The 26,092-nt window shown below is 62.4% G+C and carries 32 protein-coding genes and 1 tRNA gene; 10 read left to right on the top strand and 23 right to left on the bottom strand.

Features of this window, described 5'->3' with window-relative positions; translation table 11 throughout:
- Positions 1-307: 307 nt before the first annotated feature.
- Positions 308-1,606, bottom strand: coding sequence for a citrate synthase (gltA, locus tag F6X37_RS07145; protein ID WP_090809684.1), 1,299 nt, complete (start codon positions 1,604-1,606; stop codon positions 308-310).
- 381 nt (positions 1,607-1,987) lie between these two features.
- Between gltA and F6X37_RS07140 the strand changes: the two genes are divergently transcribed.
- Complete coding sequence (locus tag F6X37_RS07140) at positions 1,988-2,389, top strand: hypothetical protein (RefSeq protein WP_187610796.1); 402 nt, start codon at positions 1,988-1,990, stop codon at positions 2,387-2,389.
- 65 nt (positions 2,390-2,454) lie between these two features.
- Here F6X37_RS07140 and F6X37_RS07135 read toward each other — a convergent pair whose 3' ends face one another.
- From F6X37_RS07135 to F6X37_RS07110, 6 genes are all read right to left on the bottom strand, one after another.
- The gene (locus F6X37_RS07135; RefSeq protein ID WP_187610795.1) at positions 2,455-3,318 is read right to left on the bottom strand and encodes an alpha/beta fold hydrolase; all 864 of its coding nucleotides are present in this window, start codon (positions 3,316-3,318) and stop codon (positions 2,455-2,457) included.
- A 219-nt stretch (positions 3,319-3,537) separates the two neighbouring features.
- Positions 3,538-3,849 (bottom strand): hypothetical protein, encoded by a 312-nt coding sequence (locus F6X37_RS07130; protein WP_184031263.1) that lies wholly within the window; start codon positions 3,847-3,849, stop codon positions 3,538-3,540.
- 31 nt (positions 3,850-3,880) lie between these two features.
- A complete protein-coding gene (locus F6X37_RS07125) occupies positions 3,881-4,711 on the bottom strand; it encodes an RNase A-like domain-containing protein (protein ID WP_187610794.1) in 831 nt (276 codons plus the stop codon).
- Between the two features lie 105 nt (positions 4,712-4,816).
- Positions 4,817-4,969, bottom strand: a complete 153-nt coding sequence (locus F6X37_RS07120) for a hypothetical protein (RefSeq protein WP_184059881.1) — start codon at positions 4,967-4,969, stop codon at positions 4,817-4,819.
- Positions 4,970-5,168: 199 nt separating this feature from the next.
- Positions 5,169-6,221, bottom strand: a complete 1,053-nt coding sequence (locus tag F6X37_RS07115) for a rod shape-determining protein (protein WP_187610793.1) — start codon at positions 6,219-6,221, stop codon at positions 5,169-5,171.
- A 189-nt stretch (positions 6,222-6,410) separates the two neighbouring features.
- Positions 6,411-7,073, bottom strand: a complete 663-nt coding sequence (locus tag F6X37_RS07110) for an alpha/beta hydrolase (RefSeq protein WP_187610792.1) — start codon at positions 7,071-7,073, stop codon at positions 6,411-6,413.
- A gap of 293 nt (positions 7,074-7,366) precedes the next feature.
- On the opposite strand from F6X37_RS07110, the gene F6X37_RS07105 reads away from it, so the two are divergent.
- Positions 7,367-8,968, top strand: coding sequence for a DHA2 family efflux MFS transporter permease subunit (locus tag F6X37_RS07105; RefSeq protein WP_187610791.1), 1,602 nt, complete (start codon positions 7,367-7,369; stop codon positions 8,966-8,968).
- A 53-nt stretch (positions 8,969-9,021) separates the two neighbouring features.
- Here F6X37_RS07105 and F6X37_RS07100 read toward each other — a convergent pair whose 3' ends face one another.
- Positions 9,022-9,834, bottom strand: coding sequence for an AraC family transcriptional regulator (locus tag F6X37_RS07100; RefSeq protein WP_187610790.1), 813 nt, complete (start codon positions 9,832-9,834; stop codon positions 9,022-9,024).
- A gap of 411 nt (positions 9,835-10,245) precedes the next feature.
- Between F6X37_RS07100 and F6X37_RS07095 the strand changes: the two genes are divergently transcribed.
- Entirely contained in the window at positions 10,246-10,530 is a 285-nt protein-coding gene (locus F6X37_RS07095; protein WP_187610789.1) for a DsbA family protein, read from the top strand.
- Here F6X37_RS07095 and F6X37_RS07090 read toward each other — a convergent pair.
- From F6X37_RS07090 to F6X37_RS07080, 3 genes are read right to left on the bottom strand one after another with little or no spacing between them, the layout of a single operon-like run.
- A complete protein-coding gene (locus tag F6X37_RS07090) occupies positions 10,494-11,093 on the bottom strand; it encodes an NADPH-dependent F420 reductase (RefSeq protein ID WP_090809673.1) in 600 nt (199 codons plus the stop codon). The two genes, F6X37_RS07095 and F6X37_RS07090, sit on opposite strands and share 37 nt — an antisense overlap.
- A 13-nt stretch (positions 11,094-11,106) precedes the next feature.
- Positions 11,107-11,304 carry a hypothetical protein gene (locus F6X37_RS37910; RefSeq protein WP_410451210.1) on the bottom strand — a complete coding sequence of 66 codons (198 nt, stop codon included), beginning with the start codon at positions 11,302-11,304 and terminating at the stop codon, positions 11,107-11,109.
- A gap of 29 nt (positions 11,305-11,333) precedes the next feature.
- On the bottom strand, positions 11,334-12,068 hold the full coding sequence (locus F6X37_RS07080; protein WP_090810503.1) for an SDR family NAD(P)-dependent oxidoreductase: 735 nt from the start codon (positions 12,066-12,068) through the stop codon (positions 11,334-11,336).
- A 130-nt stretch (positions 12,069-12,198) separates the two neighbouring features.
- Between F6X37_RS07080 and F6X37_RS07075 the strand changes: the two genes are divergently transcribed.
- Complete coding sequence (locus tag F6X37_RS07075) at positions 12,199-12,777, top strand: TetR/AcrR family transcriptional regulator (protein ID WP_090809671.1); 579 nt, start codon at positions 12,199-12,201, stop codon at positions 12,775-12,777.
- A gap of 165 nt (positions 12,778-12,942) precedes the next feature.
- Here the strand turns inward: F6X37_RS07075 and F6X37_RS07070 are convergent, their stop codons facing one another.
- From F6X37_RS07070 to F6X37_RS07060, 4 genes are all read right to left on the bottom strand, one after another.
- Positions 12,943-13,254: a DUF4148 domain-containing protein gene (locus F6X37_RS07070; RefSeq protein ID WP_184059863.1), complete on the bottom strand. Its 312-nt coding sequence runs from the start codon at positions 13,252-13,254 to the stop codon at positions 12,943-12,945.
- Positions 13,255-13,730: 476 nt separating this feature from the next.
- On the bottom strand, positions 13,731-13,877 hold the full coding sequence (locus tag F6X37_RS37905) for a 3-keto-5-aminohexanoate cleavage protein (RefSeq protein WP_410451209.1): 147 nt from the start codon (positions 13,875-13,877) through the stop codon (positions 13,731-13,733).
- Between the two features lie 13 nt (positions 13,878-13,890).
- Positions 13,891-14,172, bottom strand: coding sequence for a 3-keto-5-aminohexanoate cleavage protein (locus F6X37_RS37900; protein WP_410451208.1), 282 nt, complete (start codon positions 14,170-14,172; stop codon positions 13,891-13,893).
- A gap of 323 nt (positions 14,173-14,495) precedes the next feature.
- Complete coding sequence (locus tag F6X37_RS07060) at positions 14,496-14,879, bottom strand: hypothetical protein (RefSeq protein WP_090809669.1); 384 nt, start codon at positions 14,877-14,879, stop codon at positions 14,496-14,498.
- 245 nt (positions 14,880-15,124) lie between these two features.
- On the opposite strand from F6X37_RS07060, the gene F6X37_RS07055 reads away from it, so the two are divergent.
- The 5 genes from F6X37_RS07055 (at position 15,125) to F6X37_RS07035 (ending at position 17,302) form a co-directional block, all read left to right on the top strand.
- Positions 15,125-15,568: an Hsp20/alpha crystallin family protein gene (locus F6X37_RS07055; protein ID WP_187610814.1), complete on the top strand. Its 444-nt coding sequence runs from the start codon at positions 15,125-15,127 to the stop codon at positions 15,566-15,568.
- A 28-nt stretch (positions 15,569-15,596) separates the two neighbouring features.
- A complete protein-coding gene (locus F6X37_RS07050) occupies positions 15,597-16,004 on the top strand; it encodes an Hsp20/alpha crystallin family protein (RefSeq protein WP_184059859.1) in 408 nt (135 codons plus the stop codon).
- Between the two features lie 285 nt (positions 16,005-16,289).
- On the top strand, positions 16,290-16,853 hold the full coding sequence (locus F6X37_RS07045) for an Hsp20/alpha crystallin family protein (RefSeq protein WP_187610788.1): 564 nt from the start codon (positions 16,290-16,292) through the stop codon (positions 16,851-16,853).
- Between the two features lie 48 nt (positions 16,854-16,901).
- Positions 16,902-16,974 (top strand) — tRNA-Lys (locus F6X37_RS07040).
- 178 nt (positions 16,975-17,152) lie between these two features.
- Positions 17,153-17,302, top strand: coding sequence for a hypothetical protein (locus F6X37_RS07035; RefSeq protein ID WP_187610787.1), 150 nt, complete (start codon positions 17,153-17,155; stop codon positions 17,300-17,302).
- A gap of 170 nt (positions 17,303-17,472) precedes the next feature.
- Here F6X37_RS07035 and F6X37_RS07030 read toward each other — a convergent pair whose 3' ends face one another.
- The 5 genes from F6X37_RS07030 to F6X37_RS07010 form a co-directional block, all read right to left on the bottom strand.
- On the bottom strand, positions 17,473-18,822 hold the full coding sequence (locus tag F6X37_RS07030; protein WP_187610786.1) for a DUF3734 domain-containing protein: 1,350 nt from the start codon (positions 18,820-18,822) through the stop codon (positions 17,473-17,475).
- Between the two features lie 11 nt (positions 18,823-18,833).
- Complete coding sequence (locus F6X37_RS07025) at positions 18,834-19,616, bottom strand: 3-hydroxybutyrate dehydrogenase (protein ID WP_187610785.1); 783 nt, start codon at positions 19,614-19,616, stop codon at positions 18,834-18,836.
- 28 nt (positions 19,617-19,644) lie between these two features.
- The gene (locus tag F6X37_RS07020) at positions 19,645-20,424 is read right to left on the bottom strand and encodes an acetoacetate decarboxylase (RefSeq protein ID WP_187610784.1); all 780 of its coding nucleotides are present in this window, start codon (positions 20,422-20,424) and stop codon (positions 19,645-19,647) included.
- Positions 20,425-20,846: 422 nt separating this feature from the next.
- On the bottom strand, positions 20,847-20,996 hold the full coding sequence (locus F6X37_RS37895; RefSeq protein WP_090809656.1) for a DUF3331 domain-containing protein: 150 nt from the start codon (positions 20,994-20,996) through the stop codon (positions 20,847-20,849).
- A gap of 83 nt (positions 20,997-21,079) precedes the next feature.
- Entirely contained in the window at positions 21,080-22,372 is a 1,293-nt protein-coding gene (locus F6X37_RS07010) for an NAD(P)/FAD-dependent oxidoreductase (RefSeq protein ID WP_090809654.1), read from the bottom strand.
- A 135-nt stretch (positions 22,373-22,507) separates the two neighbouring features.
- Here F6X37_RS07010 and F6X37_RS07005 point away from each other — a divergent pair, with 135 nt between their 5' ends.
- Positions 22,508-23,170 (top strand): TetR/AcrR family transcriptional regulator, encoded by a 663-nt coding sequence (locus F6X37_RS07005; RefSeq protein ID WP_187610783.1) that lies wholly within the window; start codon positions 22,508-22,510, stop codon positions 23,168-23,170.
- Positions 23,171-23,219: 49 nt separating this feature from the next.
- Here F6X37_RS07005 and F6X37_RS07000 read toward each other — a convergent pair whose 3' ends face one another.
- The 3 genes from F6X37_RS07000 to F6X37_RS06990 all read right to left on the bottom strand — a co-directional run bounded on the left by F6X37_RS07000 (position 23,220) and on the right by F6X37_RS06990 (position 26,080).
- A complete protein-coding gene (locus tag F6X37_RS07000) occupies positions 23,220-24,266 on the bottom strand; it encodes an FUSC family protein (RefSeq protein WP_187610782.1) in 1,047 nt (348 codons plus the stop codon).
- A 316-nt stretch (positions 24,267-24,582) separates the two neighbouring features.
- Positions 24,583-25,395, bottom strand: a complete 813-nt coding sequence (locus F6X37_RS06995) for an IclR family transcriptional regulator (RefSeq protein WP_090809648.1) — start codon at positions 25,393-25,395, stop codon at positions 24,583-24,585.
- 118 nt (positions 25,396-25,513) lie between these two features.
- Positions 25,514-26,080 carry a VOC family protein gene (locus tag F6X37_RS06990; protein ID WP_187610781.1) on the bottom strand — a complete coding sequence of 189 codons (567 nt, stop codon included), beginning with the start codon at positions 26,078-26,080 and terminating at the stop codon, positions 25,514-25,516.
- Positions 26,081-26,092: the final 12 nt, after the last annotated feature.

The following is a 26,092-nucleotide window of genomic DNA, read 5'->3' as shown; positions in this document are numbered from 1 at the left end:
GCTGCGTTTGGTTGCACTTCGGGTCTCGCCTCGGATCGGCCGCCGGATTGCCCGGTTGGCCCGTCACCCGGACCCCCAGTTGGCCGGCCCCCCGGTGGGCCGGCCCATCCGATTGTAGAGGCTCTTTCCGCGTGAGACGAGCTTATCGCCTCGGAGTTTCGGCTTTTTGGGCCGTTTTTTGACGGCGTTTTCGGTGGCACGGGACGTGCAGGCGGCAGGATGCGCGGAACGTAAAAAAACCCACGGCCTCGTGAGCCGTGGGTTGGCGACCGTCGTTGAACGCGTTGTCGGGCGTCTATCCGGCCTGTTACCGCTTCGCGACCGGCTTCGCCTCGCGCAGCGTCTCGCCGATGAACAGCTGACGCGGACGGCCGATCTTCTGCTCGGGATCGGCGATCATTTCGTTCCACTGCGCGATCCAGCCGACCGTGCGTGCCATCGCGAAGATACAGGTGAACATCGACGTCGGAATGCCCAGCGCGCGCTGCACGATGCCCGAGTAGAAGTCGACGTTCGGGTACAGCTTGCGCGACACGAAATATTCGTCTTCGAGCGCGATCTTTTCCAGCGCCATCGCGAGTTTGAACAGCGGGTCGTCGTGCAGGCCCAGCTCTTCGAGCACTTCGTGGCAGGTTTCGCGCATCAGCTTCGCGCGCGGGTCGTAGTTCTTGTACACGCGGTGGCCGAAGCCCATCAGCTTCACGCCCGAGTTCTTATCCTTCACCTTCGCGATGAAGTCGGGAATGTTGTCGACCGAGCCGATCTCTTCCAGCATGTTCAGCGCGGCTTCGTTCGCGCCGCCGTGCGCCGGGCCCCACAGACACGCGATACCGGCCGCGATACACGCGAACGGATTCGCCCCCGACGAACCGGCGAGCCGCACGGTCGACGTCGACGCGTTCTGCTCGTGGTCAGCGTGCAGGATCAGAATGCGGTCGAGCGCGCGCACCAGCACGTCGTTGACCTCGTACTCCTCGGCCGGATTCGAGAACATCATGCGCATGAAGTTCGCGCTGTACGACAGGTCGTTCTTCGGATACACGAACGGTTGACCGACGCTGTACTTGTACGCCATCGCGACCAGCGTGGGCAGCTTCGCGATCATGCGGATCGCCGATACGTCGCGATGCTGCTGGTTCGTGATGTCGAGCGAGTCGTGATAGAACGCGGACAGCGCGCCGACCGCCGCAACCAGAATCGCCATCGGGTGCGCGTCGCGACGGAAGCCGCGGAAAAAGAAGTGCATCTGCTCGTGCACCATCGTGTGCTGCGTGACGGTGTTCTCGAACTCGGCTTTCTGCTGGGCGTTCGGCAGTTCGCCCTTCAGCAGCAGGTGGCAGGTTTCGAGGAAGTCGGCGTTCTGCGCGAGGTTGTCGATCGGGTAGCCGCGGTAGAGCAGTTCGCCCTTGTCGCCGTCGATATATGTGATCTCGGAGTTGCACGCCGCCGTCGACATGAAGCCGGGATCGTACGTGAATTTGCCGGTCTGGCCGTACAGCTTGCGGATGTCGATGACGTCGGGGCCCAGCGAGCCCTGATAGATCGGCAGATCGATGGTCTGGTCGCTGTCGGAAAAGCTCAGCGTTGCGTGTGACTTCGAGTTCATGTACGTCTTCCTTTTGCTTGATACCGCACTCGCGCCGGCATGCATCGCAGTCGTACGGCGAGGCGCGACATCGGCGCTCCCGAAGACGGGCATGCTCAGGCTCCGCTGCGCATTCTACGGGTCGGCGTGTCGTTGATTGCGTCGATTGATCGCAACAGTCCATCTCCTTGGGCGCAACATTCGTTGTCGGCACGCGGCGGGTGCATCGCGATGCCGTTGAAAGTTGCACGAAAGTCGGAACACCAGCCGCAACAATGTTTTGCCGCCAGCACACTGCGTCGGCGTGGATCAATCTGCGATACTCAATCCGTGCATTGATGCTTGCGGCCCGCGATTCGAAGCGGGTTTTTTTGATCACACAGAAAAGCAGGACGAATACAAATGAATGTCTCTCTCGAAACGCTGTTTCCGGATCACGTCCATACCGAAGACCACACGGTCACCGCGCTGAATCATCAGGATATCGTCGTCGCGTTGTCGGCGGCGCTGAAGACGCAGGACGTCGCGGTGCTGCACATGCTCTATCCGCGCACCGACGCGCGCACGCATCGCAGTCTCGACACGCTCGTCGACGTGCTGCATGGACACGGCCTGCATGAAGTCGCGGATCTGATCGCGCAGGAAGCGCACTATCTATTGTTCAAGGACCCGGTGAAGGCGTGGAGGGTGTTCCACGAAATCCGCAACGACTCGCTCGCGATCGGCGTGCATCTGTACTATCACGGGCTCGTCGGCGAGGCGGCCGAACGCGCGCTCGACAAGGACGCGCATCGCAAGCCCTGATGCAGTAACGGGCGATCGGCGGCGGCGCGCGCCGGACGATCGCCCTTGATCTTCGCTTCACTTGCTCAGCGCGCGCTCATCGCCTGAATGAAATCATCCACGTAACGATTGAACGCGGACGGATGCGCGAGGTTCATGCCATGCGACGCACCGCGTACCGTTTCGCGGCGCGCATCGGGCAACCATCCCTGCAACGCCGTCACCGTGCGGTGGAACATGTCGGGACTCTTCTCGCCGTCGATCAGCAGGACCGGGCAGCGCAGATCGGCCGCGTCCTCGGGCACGTAGGCGGGCAGCGGATCGCGGAATTGCCGCGCGAGCGTGTGCGCGTTGTCCGTCGCCATGCGGCGAAAACCCGGGGTGCTCATCGCCCAGAAGCCGGGGCGGCTCACCGAATCGACGAACAGTTGCAAGCCTGCTTCGACCTCGCCGCTTTCGATCAACCGAGCCGCTTTCGCACGCAATGCGTTGACCGTCTCCGGCACGCTCGCGGGTGGACGTCCGGCGATCTGCAGCGGGCCGCCCGGATCGGCGAGCGTCAGCGTGCGCACGTGTTCGGGATGGCGTCGCGCGAAATGATAGGCGACGCAGCCGCCGCGCGAATGCCCGATCACATGCGCGGGCCCCGCGCCGAAACGCGCGATGAACTCCGCCACTTCATCGGCGTGGCTGCTCCAGCTGAACGGCAGGTCCGCCCGCGCGCTATCGGTCACTGGCCAGTAATGCGTGAGACTGACCGCGACGCAGCGATAGCGCTTCGACAGGCCGGCCAGTTGCGGCTGCCAGTAGCGGTAGTCGCACAACGAACCGTGCACGAACAGCAGCAAGTCGCCCTCGCCGGCCTCGACGTAAGGCATGCGCAAGCCGCTGCGTAGTCCGATGAAGGATGGCGATGACGACAGCGACGAAGCGGAAACGGATTGATTCACGGGTGAGCTACGGGCAGCGCGGCATCGGCGCGCGAATGCGCGCGGAGCCGGCTACAGGCATTGGGAAATGAGCGTACCGGTGTCCCTGAAAACGGGACGCGATGCGTATTGTCACATAAGCGTCAGCGACGCGTCGGGCAGGCGTCTTCATCAAACCACTGACGCGTGGCGACAAGGATATTACTCGCCTGGAGAGAACTTCATCAGTCAGGCCGTTTCCTAAAGATCAACATAACCGGTGCGCCCCATAAAGCACCGTATATTGGGTTTCCCGATATTTTTTAGATGTTCGACGACCTCTTTAAACAGAGGCTCATCTTTGTCTGGCTCCATCATTATTCGCCAATCCTGGTCGCCGTCTCCTTTCATCTTTAAGAAGTGTGCGTCGCCTGGTTCGTCCATATAGGCCCTGACTATATAACTGACATTTCCCTCGACAAATTCATAGATATCGTACTCGTAATAATATTCATACATTCCATTTTCATCGCGGTCACTGCAGTCGATATGGTGGCTCACAATTACTTTCATTAACTTCTCCTGCCGGTCAAAAATTTTGGCATCAAAGCTCAAGATACGCTGTGAGAATGTAGTACGGCATGCCATTGTGGGGTTCGCGCTTTATAAACATTTTAACCTTGCTCAACGGCACGAGTTTCCCTGTTGATCGAGTCATTCCATACCCTGCAGGGGACCCTACGTCATGAATCAGACATAGACGTATGTCATTTGCCGCCGCCCATGCCTTCACCCTCGCAGAGTTGAATTGCATAACCTTTGAAACTGCACTTTCAGCGGCGCGCAAATTCGTAAATGAGGATGCGATGTCAATGCGACTTTCAGCAGCCAGCCTGGCGCGCAATTGCGCCTCGGTTCGTCCCACATGCTTTGCGATTGTATGCCCACCAATCCGGCTGCCAGCTTGCGCCTCATGCTCAATCAGATTGATCCGGCCCATCGTAACGCTGGCGGCGCGTACCGCCCTGATCGAACCGGCAAAGCCGAACGGCACGACCATATCAACTGACAGGCCGATGTTGTTCGCCAAGTCAGGACTGGCCTTCATCGCCTCGGCCAGTTTCGTCGTACCTTGCTGTATCAGCGTGGCCGTATCCCGGCCTGTCCAGATTTGGCGTAGACCGGCCGACGCCGTATCTGAGCCATGCACGCCGAACACGACACACGCGGCCTTGCTGGCCATCGTCGGTTCCGGCAGCACACACAGAGCCGCCGCCCCGACCATTTCCAGCACCCCGCCGACCACCTGCAAACCGCCCCATAGCCGGTTGGAAAGCATCTCCGTGGGGCTGATCGACTGGCGGGAGAGCACTGCCGCCAGTTGCGGCGCACTGAGCACCACCCGCACGCCGTCCGAATCCTGTTGATACGACATTCCGGTGTCCTCTGTAGTTGTTAGGGCTGCTACGCTAGCAGGCATCCACAGGGGTATGGAATGGGCGATGGATGATTTTTGGATTCCGCTTCGGTCAACGAAGTGTCAATATTTGTCCGCGTCGGAGGGTCTCAGTTCACTGGGAAGCGCGTGCGCGGCATTCTGAAACGGGAGCGCTGCGGCGGCAACGCTGGCCGCTTCCTGTTCGCGGTCGCGTTCGTTAATTGAGTGTTTGCCAGCGTCGATCGAACGGCCCATCGCAAGCGCCTTCACGTGCGTCCGCAATAGAGACCTCGGGAGACACGCCGGGCCCGCATCGCGTCGCTTGCCCGTCACAGGGCCGGTAAAGCGGAGCGTCCATTTGCAGCCCGCCTTGCCAAGGGTGTGCAGCAGCCCGGTTACCTTGCCACCGAATGCCGGGTTTTTGCCGAGCTGTAGTGAAGCCCTTATCCACCGCTCACGCGCCCCCGGCTTCGTCCACCCACCCCGCCGCGGCCGCCGCGCCCGCGCCGCGCACCGCGCAGGTCAGCGGTTCGTCGGCGACGTGCACGTCGAGGCCGATTTCCCGGCTCAAACGCCGCCCCAGATTGCGCAGCAGCGCGCCGCCACCGGTCAGCACGATGCCCTTGTGCGCGATGTCCGTCACGAGTTCGGCGGGAGCCAATTCGAGCCCGCGCTTCACCGCGCCGACCACCTGGCTCAGCGGCCCTTCGATCGCCTCCGAAATATCGCGGTTGCTCAACTGCACCGTGCGCGGTAGCCCATCGTCGACGCTGCGGCCGGTTGCGTTCATCTGCTCGAGCGGCACGTCGTGCACGGCCGAGCCGATGGCTCTCTTGACGTGCTCGGCGGTCTGCTCGCCGAGCAGCACGCCATACAGATTGCGCACGTAGCCGATGATCGCCGCGTCGAAATTGTCGCCGCCGACGCGCACCGAGCCACTATATGCGGTGCCGCCCAGCGCGATCACGCCGACCTCGGTGGTGCCGCCGCCGATGTCGACCACCATCGAGCCGGTCGGGTCGCCCACCGGCAGGCCCGCGCCGAGCGCCGACGCGAGCGATTCGCCGATCAGGCTGACTTTCCACGCGCCAGCCGCCTCGGCCGCTTCGCGGATCGCGCGGCGCTCGACGTGGGTCGCGGAGGCCGGCACGCACAGCGTGAATGCCGCGCGCCGGCTGAAGAGCGAACGCGGCCGCGCCATGTCGACGAATTGCTTGATCATGTGTTCGGCGGCGGAGAAATTGGCGATGACGCCGTGGCGCATCGGCCGCACCGCTTCGAGATTGCGCGGCACGCGGCCGAGCAGCTGGCGCGCCTCGGCGCCGATCGCGGCGATCCGCTTCGACCCGCTCGCGGGCTGCGTCTCGAAGCACACGACGGACGGCTGGTTCAGCACGATGCCGCCGTCGTCGGTATAGATAAGGGTGTTGGCCGTGCCGAGATCCACCGCCACGGCGTGGCGGAACAGTCGCTCAAAGAGCGGGTAATGCGGCGTCGGTCTGGCCATATGCAGGCTCTGATGTGTCGTTATGCGCCGTCCAAGGCGGTCTGGAAATGCGCCCCCGGTACCCCGAAGCCGCACGACACGCCCCGCTGGGCGTTGCGCTTCCCGCGCGGCGGGGGTGATTTTCAAGCTATTGCCCGTATGACGGCAAGCCCGTCAGAATCTTTAGGGCCACTTTCTAGTGGATTTGTGTCAATCGCGCGACAGCTCGCCCAGCGCGCGTTCCAGCGCATCACGGCCGAGCGCGACGCCGTCGGCGGTGATCGTGTGGCCGACGCCGGGCAGCACGTAGGCGTCGACCGCATAGCCGGCGGAGTTGAAAGCGTCGGCCGCGGATTCGAGTTCGCGCACCGGGATCACCTCGTCGTTCTCGCCGTGGACGAGCGTGAGCGGCGTCGCGCGGTTCGACGACACGATCGGCGAGGCGAGCCGCCCCGAATACGCGACGACGCCCGCCGCGCCCTCAACGCTCGACGCGACGTGATGCAGCGCCATGATCGAACCTTGCGAGAAGCCGACCAGCGCAAGCCGATCGAAAGACAGCTGCCAATGCGCGAGCTCGGCGTCGAGCACGCGGCGCAGCGCCGGATAGGCGGCGGCGACGCGCGCCTCGCGGTTCGCCGCGCCGACGTCGCGCAGGCTGAACCACTGGCGGCCGCCGAAGCCGCCGTCGAACGGATCGGTGCCGTCGAGCGACACGAACGCCGTGCCGGGCAGGTCCTCGCTCCAGATGTCGGCGAGCGGCATCAGATCGCGCGCGTTGCTGCCGACGCCGTGCATCAGCACGACGAGGCTCGTCGCGGGCGTGTTTTGCGGCGAGCGCCGCCAGCCGTGTTCGAATTGTTGCCAGCTCATGGTGGGGTCCTTTTTTCCGTGGGATTGGGTGTACGTTTCGGCCTTTGCTGACGCAACCTCAGCCGCGAGCATACGCCGCGTGCCGCGTTCGCGCCGTCGGGCGCCGCATCGGCTGCTGCCGTGGCCGGCGCCGGCCGGCGATTGCGGGTATGCTTTTGCGCATCGACGGACCCGCCGACGCGGTGCACGCTCCACGGCATCCTGCGCCGACCATGCATTGCGAATCGCGCGCCCTCGCCGTCCGTCCTCACGCCGTTCGCGCCGTCCGCCGCAAAACCTCCGGAGAACGCCTTTTGAGCCAGCCCAACGCCGCGCCTGATTCCGCGTCGCCGCCGCCTCAGCCACCCGCGCCACCGTCGCCGCCCGCGCCTCTCGAAGGCGGCCGGCTGGTTCTCGCGACGATCGCCGTCGCGCTCGCCACGTTCATGAACGTGCTCGACACCTCGATCGCGAACGTCGCGATTCCGACCATTTCCGGCAACCTCGGCGTCTCGGTCGACGAAGGCACGTGGGTGATCACCGTGTTCGCGGCCTCCAACGCGGTGGCGATTCCGCTGACCGGCTGGCTCACGCAGCGCATCGGCCAGGTGAAGCTGTTCGTCGGCGCGATCCTGTCCTTCACGCTCGCGTCATGGCTGTGCGGCATCGCGCCGACGCTGCCGATCCTGCTGCTGGCGCGGGTATTCCAGGGCGCGGTGGCCGGGCCGCTGATTCCGTTGTCGCAGGCGATCCTGCTCGGCTCGTATCCGAAGGAGAAGTCGTCGACCGCGCTCGCGCTGTGGGCGATGACCGCCACCGTCGGCCCGATCGCGGGCCCGGCGCTAGGCGGCTGGATCACCGACAGTTACAGCTGGTCGTGGATCTTCTACATCAACATCCCGGTCGGCCTGTTCGCGGCCGGCGTCACGTGGATGATCTACCGCACCCGCGAATCGCCGACGCGCAAGCCGCCGATCGACGTGGTCGGCCTCGGCCTGCTGATCACGTGGGTCGCGTCGCTGCAGATCATGCTCGACAAGGGCAAGGATCTCGACTGGTTCTCGTCGCCGGTGATCGCGATTCTCGGCCTCGTCGCGCTGATCAGCTTTGCGTTTTTCCTCGTATGGGAGCTGACCGAGGAGCACCCGATCGTCGATCTGCGGCTCTTTCAGCAGCGCAATTTTCTCGGCGGCACGATCGCGATTTCGATCGCCTACGGGGTATTTTTCGGCAATCTCGTGCTGCTGCCGCAATGGATGCAGGAGTACCTGAACTACCGTTCGATCGACGCCGGCCTCGTCACCGCACCGCTCGGCATCTTCGCGATCATTCTTGCGCCGATACTCGGCCGCGTGCTGCCGCACTCGGACGCGCGCGTGATCTCGACGGTCGCGTTCGTCGGCTTCGCGATCGTGTTCTATATGCGCTCGAAGTACGTGATCGAGATCGACACGTGGCACCTCGTGCTGCCGACGCTGCTGCAAGGCATTCCGATGGCGCTGTTCTTCGTGCCGCTAACGGCGATCATCCTGTCCGGCCAGCCGCAGAGCCGGATTCCGGCGGCGGCGGGGCTGTCGAATTTCGTGCGGGTGTTCTGCGGCGCGGTGGGCACGTCGATCGCGGGTACCGCGTGGAACAACCGCACGATACTGCATCATGTGCGGCTCACCGAGCAGGCGTCGGTCGACAACCCGCTGTTCACGCAGCAGATCGACAACACGCAGTCGGTGCTGCATCTGAATCCACAATCGGCGAATGCGCTGTTCGATTTCACCGTGAACACGCAGGCCGCGATGATGGGCCTGAACGACGTCTTCTTTGTGTCGGCGATCATCTTCGTGCTGATCATTCCGCTGATCTGGATCACGCGGCCGGCCAAGGGCGGAGGTGGACCGGATGCGGCCGGCGCCCATTGAGGCAGATTCGTTTCGCGCGACGGCGACGCTCGCGCGGTGGCCACGAAGCGGCGTCAGCGGAAATAGCGCGCCGGCGTGTCGCCGAACGCATCGCGAAATACCGCGATAAACGACGACACGTCGTTATAGCCGACTTCGAGCGCCACCTGCGTGACGCTCTCACCGGCACCCAGATGTTCGAGCGCGGCCAGCAGACGCAACTGCTGGCGCCATTGACCGAAGGTCTGCCCCGTTTCCTTCGCGAACAAACGCGCGGCCGTGCGCGCGGTCACGCCCGCGGCCGCGGCGAGTTCCTCCAGCACCAGCGATTGCGCGGGATTCGCGCTGAGCGCCTCGGCGATGCGCCGTGCGCGCGGATCGCCCGGCCAGTTCAAGCCAAGCGGCGCGGCGGGCAAGCCGGCGACGCGATCCAGCAGCACCTGCAGCAGACGGCGGGCGGGTTCATCGGGCGTGTGATCGTGCGGCAGATCGGCCGCGGCGGCGAGCAGCGCCTGCACCAGGGTGTCGGGGATCAGCGCGCCGGTCTGCGCGGGCAGCGGCGCGTCGGCGGCGTCGGCGGTGGCGGAGTCGGCGGCGGCGGAGTCGTCGGTGGCGTCCATTGCGGCATCGGTTGCGACGTAGAGCGAATACGACTGCACCGGCCGCGTCGCGTGCAGGCAGTGCAGCGTATTCGCGGCGATCCACAGCGCGCGGGCGGGCGGCACGACCCAACGGCCGGATGCCGTGCGCACGGTCAGCACGCCTTCGCTGACATGAATCAGACGCGCACGCCGATACGCGCGCCACGGCTCGTCCAGCGTCGCATGGCGTTCGCCGACCACGAAGACCGCTTGCTCGATGCCGTCCGGATCGAAGGCTTCCGTCATGGTGTCTGCTCTGACGCGGGACGTCCGCGAAGGGAGCAAGATTAGCACGCGCGCGGGGCGCGGCTGCGAGGCGGGCTAACAGGGTCCGGCCACCGTGAGCGCATCCCGCCTAGAGCGGGCAGCTCAAAAATCTCTCGAAGGCGATGTTAACTTTCTCGGCAAGCCGTTAGCCTTGAGCACCTGAACAACGAGCCCCTTCATCCATCGGGCCAGCCGTAATCAGAGCCTGAACAAGGTTGACAAATGGCGCGATCCCGGCAACGCTGCTCACGCTGCCGGGATCGCCACGAGCCTGATCGCCGAATGGGCCATTGCGACACGCGCAACACGAGCTCGCGCGCTGAGTATATTCAGCTGGGAGCTCGTGTTGTTTTGCTTGGTGAGCATCGCAACTTGCCCACGGGGCATGCCATGGAACGCGCAAAAATCACGATCGCCTACGACTTCATTTGTCCATGGTGCTGGATCGGACATCGAAATCTGGAGGCCGGCAAGGCCCTTGACGATCTTCCCGAATTAGATGTTCGTTATCTTCCGTTCGAATTGAACCCGGAAATACCGCCTCAAGGGATGCACCGGCGCGCCTACCGAAGGCTCGAGTTCGGTAGCTGGACTCGCTCGGAAATGCTGGGCGGACGTGACTTTGCCGTGACGCGCCGCTATTTGAACTTGACGAGATCCTTGAAGATCAGTTGAGCCCAGGTATTCCCCCTGGCCTGGACGAGCGAACCGCCATCCTTGAGCGGTCCTAGCGCAATCGGCGCGAAACCGAGTTGTTCAGCCAGAGCCGCGACCGGTGCCACCGCACTTTCGTCATCACTCGACAAAAACACGACGCGGCTGCCGCCATTCACACTCGGATCAGCGGCCAGAACGGCGGCGGGCAGATGGTTAAAACCCTTGACGAACCTGGACCCGGGAAACGCCTTAGCGACAACTGCGGAGGACGGCAGACCTTGTAGCTCTTCGACGGGAACGCCATAAGCATTTGTCGCGTCGATGACCGTCTTGCCCTTCCAACTCTTGATCTGCTTCGCGACCTCGCGGTGCTCCCAGAAAGGAACCGCCAGGAAGATCGTGTCGGACGCGATTGCATCCTGCAGCGTCCTGGGGACGACGGTAGGGCCGATCGCTCGTGCCTGCTGCATCAACGTCTCGGGAGGGCGCCGACTGGCGACCGTTACGTCGATGTTCTTTCTTGCAAACGCTCGAGCGAGTGCCTGGCCTACCGCGCCAAAACCAATAATCGAATAGCTCATGCGAACTCTCCATTCAGGTGACGTTTTGATCAACCACGGATCCATGGTGATTATTGGCAACCGGGCGCGCGGGAGCGTTGCCCGCGTTAGGCGGCCCGCTGCGCGCGATGCGCCACGCGAGCCACAGCAGACACGCGGAGCCGAGCGCCTTCAACGCCGTTTGCAGCGACAACAGCGCGAGCAGACGTGACAATAGCCGCTGGACAATCACCGAAACCAATCCAGCTTTTCGGCGCGATTTCAGATAGCCGAGAAGCCGCCGTCGACAGACAATTCCACCCCATTCACGAAGCTCGAATCATCTGAAGCAAGAAACAGCGCGACCGTCGCAATTTCCTCAGGACGACCCATCTTTCCCCGCGGGATCAGGGATTCGAACATCCGCTTCGCCTCCTCGGTGAGAACCTGGTCCTGCATCGGTGTGGCGATCGGCCCCGGGCTCAGCACGTTCACCCGGATATTCCTGCCCTTCAGTTCGTTGAGCCAAGTGCGTGCGAATGAGCGCAACGCCGCCTTGCTCGCCGCATACACGCCGTAACCAGGAAAACCTTTCACCGAAGCAACTGACCCGGTCATGAAGATCGATCCGCCATCATTGAACAACGGCAACGCCTTCTGAACCGTAAACAGCGTGCCGCGCGTATTCAGGCCGAAGGTCGCATCGAAGTCCTGCTCGGTAATCTCGCCCAGTGGAACGGCTTCGCCCATGCCAGCGCTCGCGAACAGGATGTCGATCTTGCCCTTTTCACGCCTGACTGTATCGAACAGGCGGTCGAGGTCGTCGAGATTGGCCGCGTCGCTGCGCACGCCGGTCACGTTCCGGCCAATCTGCTTGACGGCTTCGTCGAGCACCTCCTGCCTGCGGCCCGTGATGAAAACATAGGCGCCTTCTTCGACGAACCGCTTGGCGCTCGCCAGCGCCATGCCGCTCGATCCCCCCGTGATGACTGCAACCTTACCCTCAAGCTTTCCCATGACATCTCCTTTCGTGGTGTCGGACAGCGTCTCGGTTCCCATCTGCACAAATGTGCTGTATCTTGTGGATCACTGATCCAGATACAGCTTCATTTTATACGGATCACCGATCCGATTGTCAAGGCGATTTATGCGAGCCGACGCCAGAAAAAATTACAGCCATCTACTTGCGGTCGCGCGTGACGTCGTCACCGAGCATGGCGCCGATGCGTCCATGCGAGATATCGCCCGCCGGGCCGACGTCGGGTTGGCCACACTGTTTCGCCATTTCCCGACACGAGAAGCCTTGTTCGAAGCGTTGCTGCGTATGAACGTGGACGAACTGATACAGCAGGCAGCCAAACTAGAAACGTCGAATCCGCCTGACGAAGCGCTGGTGTCCTGGTTTCGCGAAGGGGTTGCATTCGTTCGTAGCTATAGCGGCATTTGCGCCTTGTTCGCGACCGCGCACGCGGACCCTGACTCCGCGCTTCACGCTTCGAGCACAGCGCTGCGTTCAGCGGGCGCGCGACTACTGCGCCGTGCTCAGGCCGAGGGAACGGCGCGCGCCGATATGGATGGGGTCGACCTGTTCGCCCTGATGTCGGCGCTCGGCTGGCTCGACGGCCAACCCGGATTCGCGCCACGCGGGGATCATCTCTTTCACATTATTACGAGCGCCATCCTGACAAACCGGTCGAGCAACGATGTCGAGAAGGCAACGTGTTGAATCAGATCGCCGACGCATACTTTCCTACCAGGAAAGCCCCGGGGATTCGAACCAGACGGCGCAAAGCTGACTGGAGCCGACAGTCGAATGGCCATTACCGCACTTGATCGATCGGCCGCTTCTGGCCGCGCGGTGACATCCGGGTCAGCCCTCGATCTCTCTATCTCAGCCGGGTTGAAGGTGCTGGCACTCCGTTTGGAACCAATAGTCGACCAGGCGCTGTGCCGCTTGTAGATCATCCGGGTAATACGGATCATCAAACCACGGTGACGGGTCGTAGCCCGCTTTCCTCAAGGCAGCGAGTTCGCTTTGGTGCTGCGCCATCGTAGGGGGCGCGTTTGTCTTGAGCGCGGCCAGGTCGCGGCACTCTGTCGGAGTGAGGTGCGGCCCGGTATACGGCATGCCACCAGCGACACAGCCGGTGAGCAAAATCACCAGAGCGGGAAGTATTGACTGTGTTCCAGGCCGATTTCTCATAGTACGTCTCCTTCCCTGCGCCGCGCCGTGAACCAACTCGTAGTGCGCACCGTTGCCGCTGCGGGTGAAAATGCCCGCCTTCGACGCATGTCACTTCGAAGCCGGAGCCGGCGTCGCCTTCTCACCACCTTGTAGATGCCACGCGTCTGAACCTTCTCGCCCGGTTTGTGCCCTTTGGCCCTATCACGCTCCTTCGGTTGATCCGCCGCGGGAGCAGCAAGCATCGTTCCTCCCGGCTACCGCCGAGCCCACGTCAGGCGTGAACGTCAACTTGTCCTGCGAGGCGCCGTCTGCAAGCCCGCGCCTCTCCACTACAGGCCAACTATCGTCGATCCAGTTGCGCAGGCGCGACGCGGCCCCCTGGCTGGGATCGGTCGCCGTGACGGCGAAACCATGAGCCAGGAAGTGTGCCCCCAACCCGCGCCAATGACATCAGTGCCGACGACGGCGACGTTGACGGCTCGCGTTGTCATCGGTTAGCCCTCCTGGCAGGCAGCGTGGATTGTTTCGCGCAACGGCCGCAGCCCAATGATCTTCCGTGCTTCAGCCGGCGTGGCCGGCTCGTAACCCATCTCGCGGACCAGGCGAACAAGCCGCTCGACCAGGTGAACATTAGTGGCCAACTGACCTTGTCTGTTAGTAGAAGTTGTCTTCGAGTCCGACGCGCACGTCCTCTCCCAGCAACAGCGAGTTCATCGCGGCAGGCAACTGCGCGGCGCCGATAGCCGCTGACGTTGAAGACGGCGTTGCGGGCAGATGATCGATCATCATCTGCAACAGCCGGGGCGTGGAGGGCAACGCGCCCTGGAACGCATTGGCGCCGATCACGATATTGATAAAGTGCGGCGCGTCGTCGAGCCCCTCGTTGATGGCGCGCTGAACATCCTGGACGAAGTCGGCGAGGCTGACCGGCCACAAGGGGACCCTCGACGACGTAGGCTACATCGTCGACATTCGCCATAAGTTTGACGCATGCGGGCGTCTTATCAGTTGTGTCGCGCCGTTCCGGAAGCCGATTGATCGAATCCAGGCGGCGAACAATCTGCGTTCGAATGCGCTATCAGGGATATGACACGCTCTTCGAGACCTCCCGCGTCCGGCTGCAGGATGCTCCGCAACGAGGGCGGCCGAATCCGGTCGGATACTCCTCATTGCATTGCAGCAAAGGCGCCGCCGCCGTCCGCACCGGCAGGCGCGCAGTTCGCCGCTTGCCGATCCCCCGCTCCTTGCCTGCCGCGACGTCACTGGATCAGCGGCACCACGCCGAGCTTTTCAGCCAGCATCCTTTCGTAGACACCAAAGTGCAGATCGACCTCTTCCTGGGTGACCACGGTCACGAAAATAGTGATCTGCGCGGGCTGCAGGCCCAGCACCGTCGCGATCGCCGCTTCCAGCTGGGGCGCGCATAGCCGGTCATCGGCGAACGTGGTGCCGACCGCAATCTCGTAAGCGGACTCCTGCCGGAACACCACTTCAACCAGCCGCGCCCGGGCGCTCATGTTGCTGTCGATCGCCAGCCGGATGACTTCGACCGCCGTGCGCATCGTCTCAGTCGGGAACCCCTTTGTTGAGCGCAACCGGATACGGTGACGCCCAAGAGTGAGCCAATCGTATTCGAATTCCATGGTGTCCTCGCATCGTGTTGCACGGGTGTCGTGAACGTAGGGGTGCGGCAATCCAAATTCAAGAACAAAAAGTCGCCATGGCCCACTTGAAATTTCTGTTTTCAGTCCTATCTTGAATATCGCTCGGGCAGCCGCGCCAGCATGGCGGCGCGCTGCGTGTTTCGATTTGTTTGCCGCAGCATGGCAGACGGACTGGAGCGCGTATGCCGGTTCGTTTCCCTGCTGCATCCAAGGAGGAAACGATCATGAGTGATCTCTACTTCGGGACCGACCTTTTCAGCGAGTTCGACCGTCTGCAACGGCAGATGGCGAGTCTCTTCGGCGGTTTCCCGTCCAGCATCCGCTCGGGGCGCCTGGGCGCCTTCCCGCAGGTCAACATCGGTTCGACCGACGACTCTATCGAGATCGTTGCGTTCGCGCCCGGTATCGATCCGGCGCGTCTCGACGTATCCATCGACAAAGGGCTGCTGACCATCAGCGGCGAGCGCCAGACGGGACAGCCGGAAGCGGCCGGCGACGACGTGCGTACTTATGCGCAGGAGCGGTTCGTCGGCACCTTCCGGCGCGTCATTGAACTGCCGCAGCATGCGGACCCTGACAAGGTCACGGCGCAGTACACCAATGGGTGCCTGACCGTGAGCATCGGCAAGCGGGAGACGTCGAAGCCGCGGGCCATCACTGTTCAATGAAACCGGTCGCAGAACTGAGGAGGACATCATGAACGACACGACAGAACTTGCCAGGAAAGACGAAACGGCGGTGGCCCGTCAAGAAGACGAGCAGTCGCAACGCCCGATCACGCTAACGCCGCCCGTAGACATCTTCGAGGACAGCCAGGGCATCACCCTGTGGGCCGATCTGCCCGGCGTTACAAAGGACCGCCTTGATGTGAAGGTACACGATGGCAACCTGTACATCGAGGCCGAGGCGGTGGTGCCCACGCCGGCGGGGCTGCGCCTGCAACATGCGGAGATCCGCCAGCCGCATTTCGCGCGGGCGTTCGCTCTTGGGGCTGACTTCGACGCAACGAAAATCGATGCGAACCTGAAGGACGGCGTGCTGAAACTGACGATACCGCGCCGCGACGAAGCCCGGCCGCGCCGGATCGAGGTGCGGACGGACTGAAGTCGGCAGGTGGGCAGCAACGACAGGGAGAAAACCGGTGGCGGTCGTCTGGCCGCCACCTACTGACTGCGGAGGCCTGGATGCGGACGTCATACATGAATGCTGGCGCGGACGCACGCTCAGCATACGGCGCGGTGCCGGTACGTGAGCTCAGGACGCGCCGCGGATCGCGAGGCGGCCGTGACGGCGTTCCGCAGATGCAGTCCGGAATGTCGAGGGCAGAGTCGCGACTTCAGCGCAATGACAGGAATCCGGTTCTTCGGCCAGACTGTAGAGGAGGATACGATGAACACCGACCCGAAAAAGTGGAATCCCTTCAAGTTCCTACGCGGGGCGGCTCGCAAGTCCGATGCGGACACCTCGGAAAGCCCCCCGGCGAGCGAACAGTGGCGTGACTCGTGGCCTGACATTCCGCGATTGTTCACACGGGAACCGTGGCGTGCTTTGGAAGAGTTCTTCCATGACCCGTTTGCAGGTCGCGGCGCCCTCGAACGATGGTTTGGCGACTTCAGTTCATCGCGCTTCCAGCCGCGCATCGACGTGGTCGACGAAGGGCAGGTGTTGCGCGTGACCGCCGAACTGCCCGGGATGGAGCGCGAAGACCTGAGTGTGAGCGTCGAAGACGGGGCGATCGTGTTGCGCGGCGAAAAGAAACAGGACGTGCGCAGCGAGGAAGACGGCTGCTACCGGCTCGAGCGCGCCTATGGAAGCTTCATGCGCACGATTCCGATGCCGGAAAACGCCGACCCCGATCACGCCCTGGCAAAGTTTGACAATGGGGTGCTCACGTTGACCGTGCCAAAAACGGAGCCGGCGCGATCCACTAGCCGCACGATCGATATCGGCTAGGCCAAACAGGCAAGAAGTGCCCTGGTCGCGGTGGACATCGGGCGAGACGGGCCGTTAGCTCAGCTGGTAGAGCAGCGGACTTTTAATCCGTTGGTCACTGGTTCGAATCCAGTACGGCCTACCCCGTCGGCTCGCTTGAGTCGGACCTTTGCACGCGCGACTGGACTGGATAGCCGGTGGCCGGTCAGGGGGTGCCGGATGAGCGCATCGGCTCGAGCCCGGCTTGCGGAAAGTTTCTCGTCAGCGAGTAGCTTGGTCATTCGATGATCGTCTTGCGGAAGACTCGCCGAGCTTGATCGATGAATTCCACCAAGGGCGTCCAGCGACACTCTGCTAACGAGAAAGTTGAAGGTCTTTTCAGGGTCGGGAGTGTGAGTTCGCAGATGCAGGAAGCTGCCGTCGGGTTGCTCAATGCCGCCACCGTCAGCAATGCGCCGCCACATTGCTGACGACCTGCTGGCTCGCGCGGGAAATCATCTGTTCCGACTCTCCGCGCTTCTGCCTGGCTTCGGTAGTCGCTTGCGCTACTGGACGCGCGGCCGAACTCACCTGCGGCAGCGCCCCTTTGGCTGGCGCGGAAAGGGACCGGCCAAACTGAACCCGGCCGGCCCCACGATGGCTAGCGGCCTGTCGCATCCTGCACAGCTTCCTTCGTGGTTTCCCCAAGTGGGGCGGACTTCGGCGCTGCCACTTCGAGATGTGGTTGCGCGACGCCCGCTTTATGGCGCCTGCGCGAGTAATGCGCTGGCTTGCTAGCACCCTCCAGTCGCGTCGCGTGAGGCGCGCCCCCGGGACGATGCACGTCGTGCGTCACGAATCCCGAATCGTGATCCGGTATCGCAAACCAGTCCGGATGCTCAAACGATGCGCGAATGTCGTCCAGGCCCGTCTGCCAGTGCTCGCTCATCGTGTCGATGCTGAATTCGTAATCCTTATAGTGCCCCTCATACGCCTTGTTCTTGTATATGAGGTGCACAACATTGACCGTACTGCCATCGGCAACTTCCCGTGCCTCCCGGATGAGCGGATGCTGCTTCTCCAGGCCCGGCGGCACATGCTTCAGTAGCTCCTTGATGAGCTGTGCATGACGCTGGGTCGACCCGAGCATCGCGGTGATAGCGCGGGTCCGGCTGGAATACTGGATGTCCTTGGCGCGCTCGGACACATCCAGCATATCGCCCGGGAGGCCACCGCTCGCACTCCAGAGGTCAACCTGGAAGACCAGGGTGTCCTTGTGCTGCGGGTCGCTTACAACCTCGGTCAACGGGGTGTTCGACACCAGACCGCCGTCCCAGTAATATTCGCCATCAATCTCGACGGCAGGAAAGCCCGGAGGGAGCGCACCCGAGGCCATGAAGTGCTCTGGCGAAAGGCGCATCTGCGTGTTGTCGAAGTAGACCAGGTTACCCGTGCGCACGTTGACCGCGCCGACGGAGACGCGAATATCGCCGTCGTTGATTCTGTCGAAATCGGCGAATTGCAGAAGGGTCGCCCGAAGCGCGGTGGTATCGTAAAAGCTCACTTCTTCTGGCGAGCGCTTGCCCATCCCTGGGATGGGCACCGGAAGGCGCGGCGAGAAAAAGCCTCGCTGCCCTTCGGTGAGTGCGCGGCCTGCCGCCCAGCAGCTCGACCACTTGCGCGACAGGTCGTGCATGCCCGCGGCGCGGGGTAGCCACGCGCCAAGGTTCCCAAGCATGTCCGCCGGCTGGCAGATGGTGTTCCAGAATCCATGCAATGCCTCGGTACGCTTCCCCGGAGCGTTGCCCGCGATGATGGCTGTGTTAAGCGCGCCGATGGAGATGCCGGAAATCCAGTCCGGATGAATGCCAGCTTCCTCGAGGCCTTCGTAGACGCCGGCCTGATAGGAGCCCAGCGCGCCGCCACCCTGTAGCACGAGAGCGACCTCGTCATAGGCCGGAAGCTTGAAAGTCTTGCGAGGTGTGCCTGATGTTTCTTGATCTTGACGCACTGGGCGGCTCCTTAGTGCATCGACCAGCCGTGGCTGACGATAATGGACTGGCCCGTCAATGCGGACGATTCGAAGCCGGCGAGGAATGCCACGGTGTTGGCGACGTCTTCCACCGTCGTGAATTCGCCGTCGACCGTTTCCTTCAACATCACGTTCTTGACGACGTCTGCTTCCGAAATGCCCAACGCTATCGCCTGCTCCGGAATCTGCCTGTCGACAAGCGGCGTGCGCACGAACCCCGGACACACGACATTGGCCCGTACACCGCGCGAACCACCTTCCTTGGCTACCACGCGTGCGAGACCGAGCAGTCCATGCTTGGCCGTCACGTAGGCAGCCTTCAGCTTCGACGCTTCGTGCGAGTGGACCGAGCCCATATAGATAATCGACCCACCGTTGCCCGCAGCGTACATGTGCCCGACAGCAGCTTTGGTCGTGAGGAACGCGCCGTCCAGATGGATTGCGAGCATTTTTTTCCAGTCGGAGAAAGCATAATCTTCAATCGGGTTGACAATCTGGATGCCCGCGTTCGAGACCAGCACATCGATGCTGCCAAGCCTGTCGACAGCCTGCTGGATGCCGGCGTTGACCGCTTCTTCGCTCGTCACGTCCATTGATACAGGCAGCGCTTTGCCACCCTCCTTGCGGATGCTCTCGGCCACGCTCTCGGCAGCCTTGAGGTTCAGGTCCGCGATTACCACCGACGCGCCGAGCGCCGCGAGCTTGCGTGCGCACTGTTCACCGATACCACTTGCAGCGCCCGTCACGAGCGCGACCTTGTCTTTTACGGACATGCCTTTTCCTTAATATGTCAGAGGGTGCTTACTGATTCGCGGCAAGCTTGAGTGCCGGCGCCTCGGCGAGGTAATCGAAAGCCACCTCCCCGATGTCGAGCGTGAGATTGGCGATAACGTGCCGCGCGCCGACGATTTTGCGCACCGGCAAATCAGCCACCGGAGCCAAGGCATGGGGGTGCAGCTCAAGCGCGGCCGGACCGCCCCACGCGCCGAGCACCGTGACATCCCGCAGGAAGTAGCGCACGAGCTCGCAGATGCGGGCTGAACCGTCGACGTCCGGAATGACTTTCAGTAGATAGTTCGGCGTGTTTGCCAGCTTCTTGCGCTCGACCTCGAGGTCAAGTGGCTCGTACTTGTAGCCCATCGTGCCCGTGGCAATGCGCTGGGTGCCATAGTCGAGCGTTCCAAGCAGCGTGTCGTTGCCGTCAACACGCAATTTCGGACTCGCCAGCTTCTTGGGGAAACCCCAAATCTCACGACCGCCGGCAATCGGGCCTTCGTCGTCGAGGTACATCGCATGCGTGTAGCTGCCTGTCGTTCCGGTTTCATCTCTCACCGAGATAACCTGGCCGCTTTCCGTGTAATCGCCGAATCCCGACGAGTCTGGCATGCGAATGAATTCGTAATGCACGAGGGGGCTTGCGACTGTCAGTGGTTCCGGGACCACGGCGCGCAATGCGTCCATGTCGGTCTCGTACGAAATGATGAAGTACTCGCGATTAAGGAAGCGAAACGGCGGGCGGGGGTAGGAAGGATTGTGGACGGGCATCGCAAAAGCATCTTTGCGGATTTGTTCGATTTTCAACTATCTCTCCAGTAGTGACGTCAAATGACGTCGCGTCTTTAAAGCCCACGCATGCGCACCAGAGGTGCTGCGCTGCACACCGCGCCTCTGCCTTATCACAGCGTGTCGGTTTCGAGTGGCCCTGTGCTTTGCATCGTTGTACAGAGCACGGGCAATAGTAGCGCCTTGGTCCATGCATCGGTGTCCTTGCTGGCCGTAAAACACTGTCCCCCTCGCCGCAACAATTGGTTCGATCCTTGTGCGCGCCCGCTTCTCATCGGCGAAACGCCGCGTGTAGCGATGTCGCTTCGTGATAGGCAATGTCGCACATATAGGCGTACGTATTAATTGCCACATGGCTCGTTGTCTCGTCCCCGATGCCTCGCTTGCTTCAGGCATGTCGATTCGAAATCGCGTCCCCGAGAATATAAACGCGTGCAAGGTCACAGTTGGACATTAACGGAAGCCGCGACCATCATTGCGCCTGCGTTTCGCGGCGGCGGATCGCCTGCTCTGGGAGAGTACACGGCGTCGCCCGCCTCAATCGGATGACCGCTCAACACGCACGTCCCCGGCCCCTTCGCGATGAACACCCGTCAGGGCTGGTAATCACAGCGACCGCTGCACGAATCGCACCAGGAAACCGACAGGGTCTGCAAAGGGTTCGGCGCCACTTTCAGGTCAGGCGGATCTTCGGTTGGACGAGACCGTTGATCTGTTCCGCTGTCCACAGCAGCGTCGCCTTTCGAAAGCCATGGAGAGCCTGCTGATGGCGCCGGTAGAGCATGGCGTGACTCAGTTGAGCGAAACGTCCGCGCACGAAACCGCCACGAAAGAGTCCGAAGCGCCCAAGCGTGCCGAACGCGTTGTAGTCGCTCAGCGAGACGAGCGAACCGAAATCGCGGAAACGGAAATCGGCAAGTGGCTTGCCGGCAAGCCACCCCGGAAGGTGACGCGCGAGATGCTCGGCCTGCTGCGTGGCGACCTGCGCGGTCGGTGCAAGTTGCCGTTCGTGACCGGCAAGTGTCAGGCTTGCGCAATCGCCAAGCGCGAACACGTGATCGTCACGCGAAGACTGCAGACTCGCTCCGACGACGATCTGGTTGGACCGGTTCGTTTCGAGTCCGTCGAGATTGTTCATGAAATCCGGCGCCTTGACGCCCGCTGCCCAGACCATCAGATCGGCCTCGGCAAGCGTGCCGTCGCCGTGGCGAAAACCATTCGCCTCTGCCGCGGTAACACGCGCCGAAGTCAGCACGCGAAAACCGATATGCTCGAGCTGCGACTGGCTCGATGCCGATATCTCCGGCGCAAACGCCCCGAGCACGCGCGGGCCGCTTTCGAGCAGCGTCAGACTCAGCCGCTCTCGCACAGTCGGGTCTCCGTAACTCGACGCAACGTCAAGCAAGCGGCTCAGTTCAGCGGACAGCTCAACACCCGTTGCACCCGCGCCGACGATCGCCACACGCAGTGGTTCGTCCTTCGCGACGCTTCGAAATACGCGCGCTCGCAACGCGGCGTTGAACGCTTCGGCCTGTTTTTGACTGTCGATGAAATGGCAGTGCTCTTTCACGCCCGGCACGCCGAAATCGTTCGCCCGGCTACCCAGCGACAGCACAAGCACGTCGTACCCGACCGTTCGCGGACCGAGCACTACTTCACCTTCCGGCGTCCTGAGCTCGTCGAGCTGGACCAGCCGCCGGCTTCGATCGAGCCCGTGCATTGCGCCGGGCTGATAGGTGAAGCCGTGATCGCGGGCATGGGCGAGGTAGATCACCTGCTGCTGCTGAACATCGCGCGTGCCGGCTGCAATAGTGTGCAGCATCGGCTTCCATATGTGCGTCGGGCTGCTGTCGATCAGCGTGACGCTGGCCCGGCCGCTGCGCCCTAACAGGTCGCCGAGTCGGGTAGCCAGCAAAATTCCCGCAATCCCGCCGCCAACGATGACAATCCGTTTTGGTTGTGACATAATCAATTCAACGCGTGATGAATAAATCACATCGTAGCCTAAAGCACGAGCTCCGTCAAACCGTGGCCCTCCTCAGCCTCTCACGCGCCGTCAGTTAAACTTCGGCTGAATTGACGATCCACAACTCACACCCAAATGAACGACGTAAAGTCAGGACCTGCCAGGCTGATCGAGAAAAAGCGTACCCGCGGACGACCCGCGTACAGCGCTTCCGTCGGTGCCGACATCCTCCTGCGACATGCCCGGCACACCTTCGCAAAGCGTGGATTCGACGCTACCAGCGTGCGGGAAATCGCGCGCGACGCGGGTGTCGACCCGGCGCTGATCGCGCATCATTTCGGGTCGAAAGAAGCGCTATGGGTTGCGGTGGTAGAGCAGATCGCGGATCAGGCTGCGCCAATGATCGACGCCACAGCCAGGTTGCGCTCGGCCACGCTAGGTGCGCGTGAGCGTGTCGAACACGCAGTGGTTCTTTTCATCGATCAGGTTTTCGACGAACCCGACCTTGGTATGTTTTTTTCGACTGCCGCGACCGAAGAAGGCGAGCGCTTCAACATACTCATCGGGCGTCTGGTGCGCCCCTATCACGACGTGTTCGTGCCTTTGCTCGAAGATGCATCGAGGGCGAAGGAATTGAAACCGCACCACCCCGAAGTCATGTTTTCCATGCTGATGAACGCCATCAGCAATACCGTGGCTTACCACCATATGCTGCGGGCTTTCTCGTCACTTCCTGAAGATCAGACCAGGTTCAAGCGCGCGGTGCGGGACACGGCGCTGAACATGATCGGAAAGTAGTCAGCAAGACCCAATGCCCTTCGCGACAAGCCCAGAATCCGCCACCTGCTTATCGTGCGTGTCGTCCCCTGACGCATTCGCTGCCCAAGAGAACTACCATGGCGATGACCGCCCCAAGGAACGTGTCCACGATCCGCTCGCCGACGAGGGCGAGGGGAGCGCTCGTCCCGCCCACCGCTGAGATGGTCAACGCGGTTGGGGTAATGAAGGTCAGGGCCAGGGCGTAGTGCCGCGCGGCCACGACTTCGATCGCGAACTGGAGCAGCGCGAGGACCCCGACGAGCCAGAGGCCTTTCGGGTCGACGAGCTGGATCAAGCCAAAGACAGCCGCGCCCAAGACCGTGCCCACAACGCGGTGCACGGCCCGAATGGCACTTGAGCGCGAGACGTGGCTGCCCTGCAGCACCGCACCCGCGACCATCACCGTCCAGTAGGCACGGTGCTCCCCAAAACACAGGCTCAGCAAGCCGGCGCTGGCAACCGCCACGATCACCCTCGCGGCGATCGTGGCCTTTTCGCCGTCGAGCAAGCTGGGAGGAAACCGCATGCGCAAGCTGGGCGCTTCGCCCTTGCGCTGGTGCACAAGCGGCAGCGCGAGGGGTGCGATCACGAGCAAGTACGCACTGAGCGCGCCGACCGCGACCAGAGAGGGGATCATAAAGACGCCAAGGGGCGAACCGCTGAAACGCGCGGAAGCGGCCAGATGACCGCTGACACCGGCGACCAGCACGAACTGCATCGGCCCGGGCGGGCCCATTCCGACACCGAGCAGAATGATGCTGGCGAGCGCAGCCACGGCGACGAGGCAGGCGATGGTCAGCCACGCATTCGTCGCGCACAGTACGCCCAGCGTGGAGGCGGCCACGAACCCCGCCGCGACGAACGGCAAGGCCTGGAGCCGGTCGCCCAGGCGCAGCGTCGAGCCGTAGAGAGCCGTGAAGGCGCCGAGAGAAGTGATGAGCCCGAGTGACGGGTGGCCGGCCAGCATGAACGCGCTCAGAGGCACGCCCATGGCGACGCCCCCTCCGACGCCGGCCGACCACCGCCACGGGCCGTCGTTGAAGCCGAGCAGGCTTTTCAGTACGCGGGGCGGCAAGAAAGGTCTTCTCATTTGGGATTGTTTTGTGAAGCGGCCAGGCGATTGGAATGAAATTTGAATCGAAGGCCGGGATCGCGTTTTCGCTCCGACGGCGCTCCGGATTGCACGCCTTGTCTGTCGACACTTCAGAGCCGCATTCCGCAGGGTCGCAAGTGACCAACCGCCTTTTTGCGGCTTCAAGACGGCCCTCTCCTGACGACCCGTCGGTCTACACGTTCGTGCTACCAGTTCGTTCGTCGCAAGTGCCGCTTCCCCCGAACCCACCGAGGTTCAAGTGCGCGAGCGCGATCGAATGACGTTCACGTGACGGCCATCATGCGGACCGCTTGCCTCGCGCAACGGTGTGCGACGACGTGATGGCTCCGGTCCTCCGACTTTCAACCAACGCACGCGTACGCTGCGAGATTCGCGCCGCTGCCTCCCGGATCGATTCGACAAGACGGTCCAGATTGGCAAATTCGAGTCGCTGGGTCGGCACGATCACCGCAAGCGAACCGACTGCTTCACTGGAGTCGTCCGTAAATAGCGGCGACGCCAGTGCAGAAACGCTGCTTTCCAGTTCGCCCCTCGACAGATAAAAACCGGCACGCCGGATTTTGAGCAGCGACGCGCGAAACTCGTCGAGTGTCGCCCCAAGGCCGCTTTGCGCGATCTCGTCAGCATACTGATCGAACAGGACCGCGAGCTTGGCCTTCGGAAAGGTGGACAGGATCGCTTTTGGAGCGGCGCCGAGAAACAGGGGGCGAGGACGGCCCCGGCCGTACCGGAGGTCAAGCGCCGCGCCGTGAGTCTCACGATGCGTGTCCACGAGTTCGTTACCGTACCAGCGCGACATCACCACATCGAAGCCGGAGTGTTCACTCAACTCACGCATGATCGGCTGTCCGACCGCAAGCAGCGGATCCGACATGCGCAGATGGTAGTCAAGCTTGATGATGCGAGGGCCGAGACCATAGTCTCCTCCTGCAAACCGGATGAGCAAGCCTGCATCCAGGAGCTCGCGTACATAGCGATAAGCCGTTGGGGTTGAGCAATCGAGTTCGGCGGCAACGTCTTCGACGGACAGGAACGGCTTCGCCTCCGAAAACAGCTCGAGTATGGATAAAAGTCTCGTAATGCTCGACATCTATTGCGCTGCGCCTCCTCGTGTGTGAACGGAATTATATGCACTGGCAAGATCGCCATTGACGCCTTCAACGACCACCGCGCGGAAACAGTCGCACGCGAGTCACGCAGCGCCACGCTTATGCAAGCCCCATGCGCTCGGCCATTTCGGTTTGCCAGACACTTCGCGGCCTGAATCCCGATAGCGTTCTTGCGTGGCGTTCGACAGCCGCCATCAGTTCAGCATCGGGCAAGCCGAAGTCCACCGGCACCCGCATCGGCTGGTCGACGTACCACGGCGTGTCGATGTAGAGCTCGAGGCGATTGCCTTCGGGATCGCGCGCATAGATCGAAACCGAATTGCCGTGGGTGACGGGGTTGATTTCCTGCAGGCCTTCCGCAATGAACTGCCGATGAAACCGCCTCAACGTGGCAAGGCTGTCAGCTGTGAACGAAATCTGGTTGATCGGATTGAACGTCAAGTGCTCGGGGCGGCCGCTCGCGAGCACGATCTGGTGATGCACCGCGGGATCGCGGCTCAAGAATACCAACTGCACAGCGCCGTGCGGCGTCTGCAGCGAACCCCGATCCGTCACGGTGAATTCCATCACCCGCGTATAAAAGTCCTCCACGCGCGCCATGTCGCTCACATAGAAGCCCATGTGACTGAGCGACAGCCCTGCCCTTGCTTTCTTCATACCGTTCATGCTTGTCTCCAA

Source organism: Paraburkholderia sp. 31.1, from assembly GCF_014397645.1.
GTDB classification, from domain to species: Bacteria; Pseudomonadota; Gammaproteobacteria; order Burkholderiales; family Burkholderiaceae; genus Paraburkholderia; species Paraburkholderia tuberum.
This window is presented reverse-complemented; position numbering and strand designations above follow the sequence as displayed.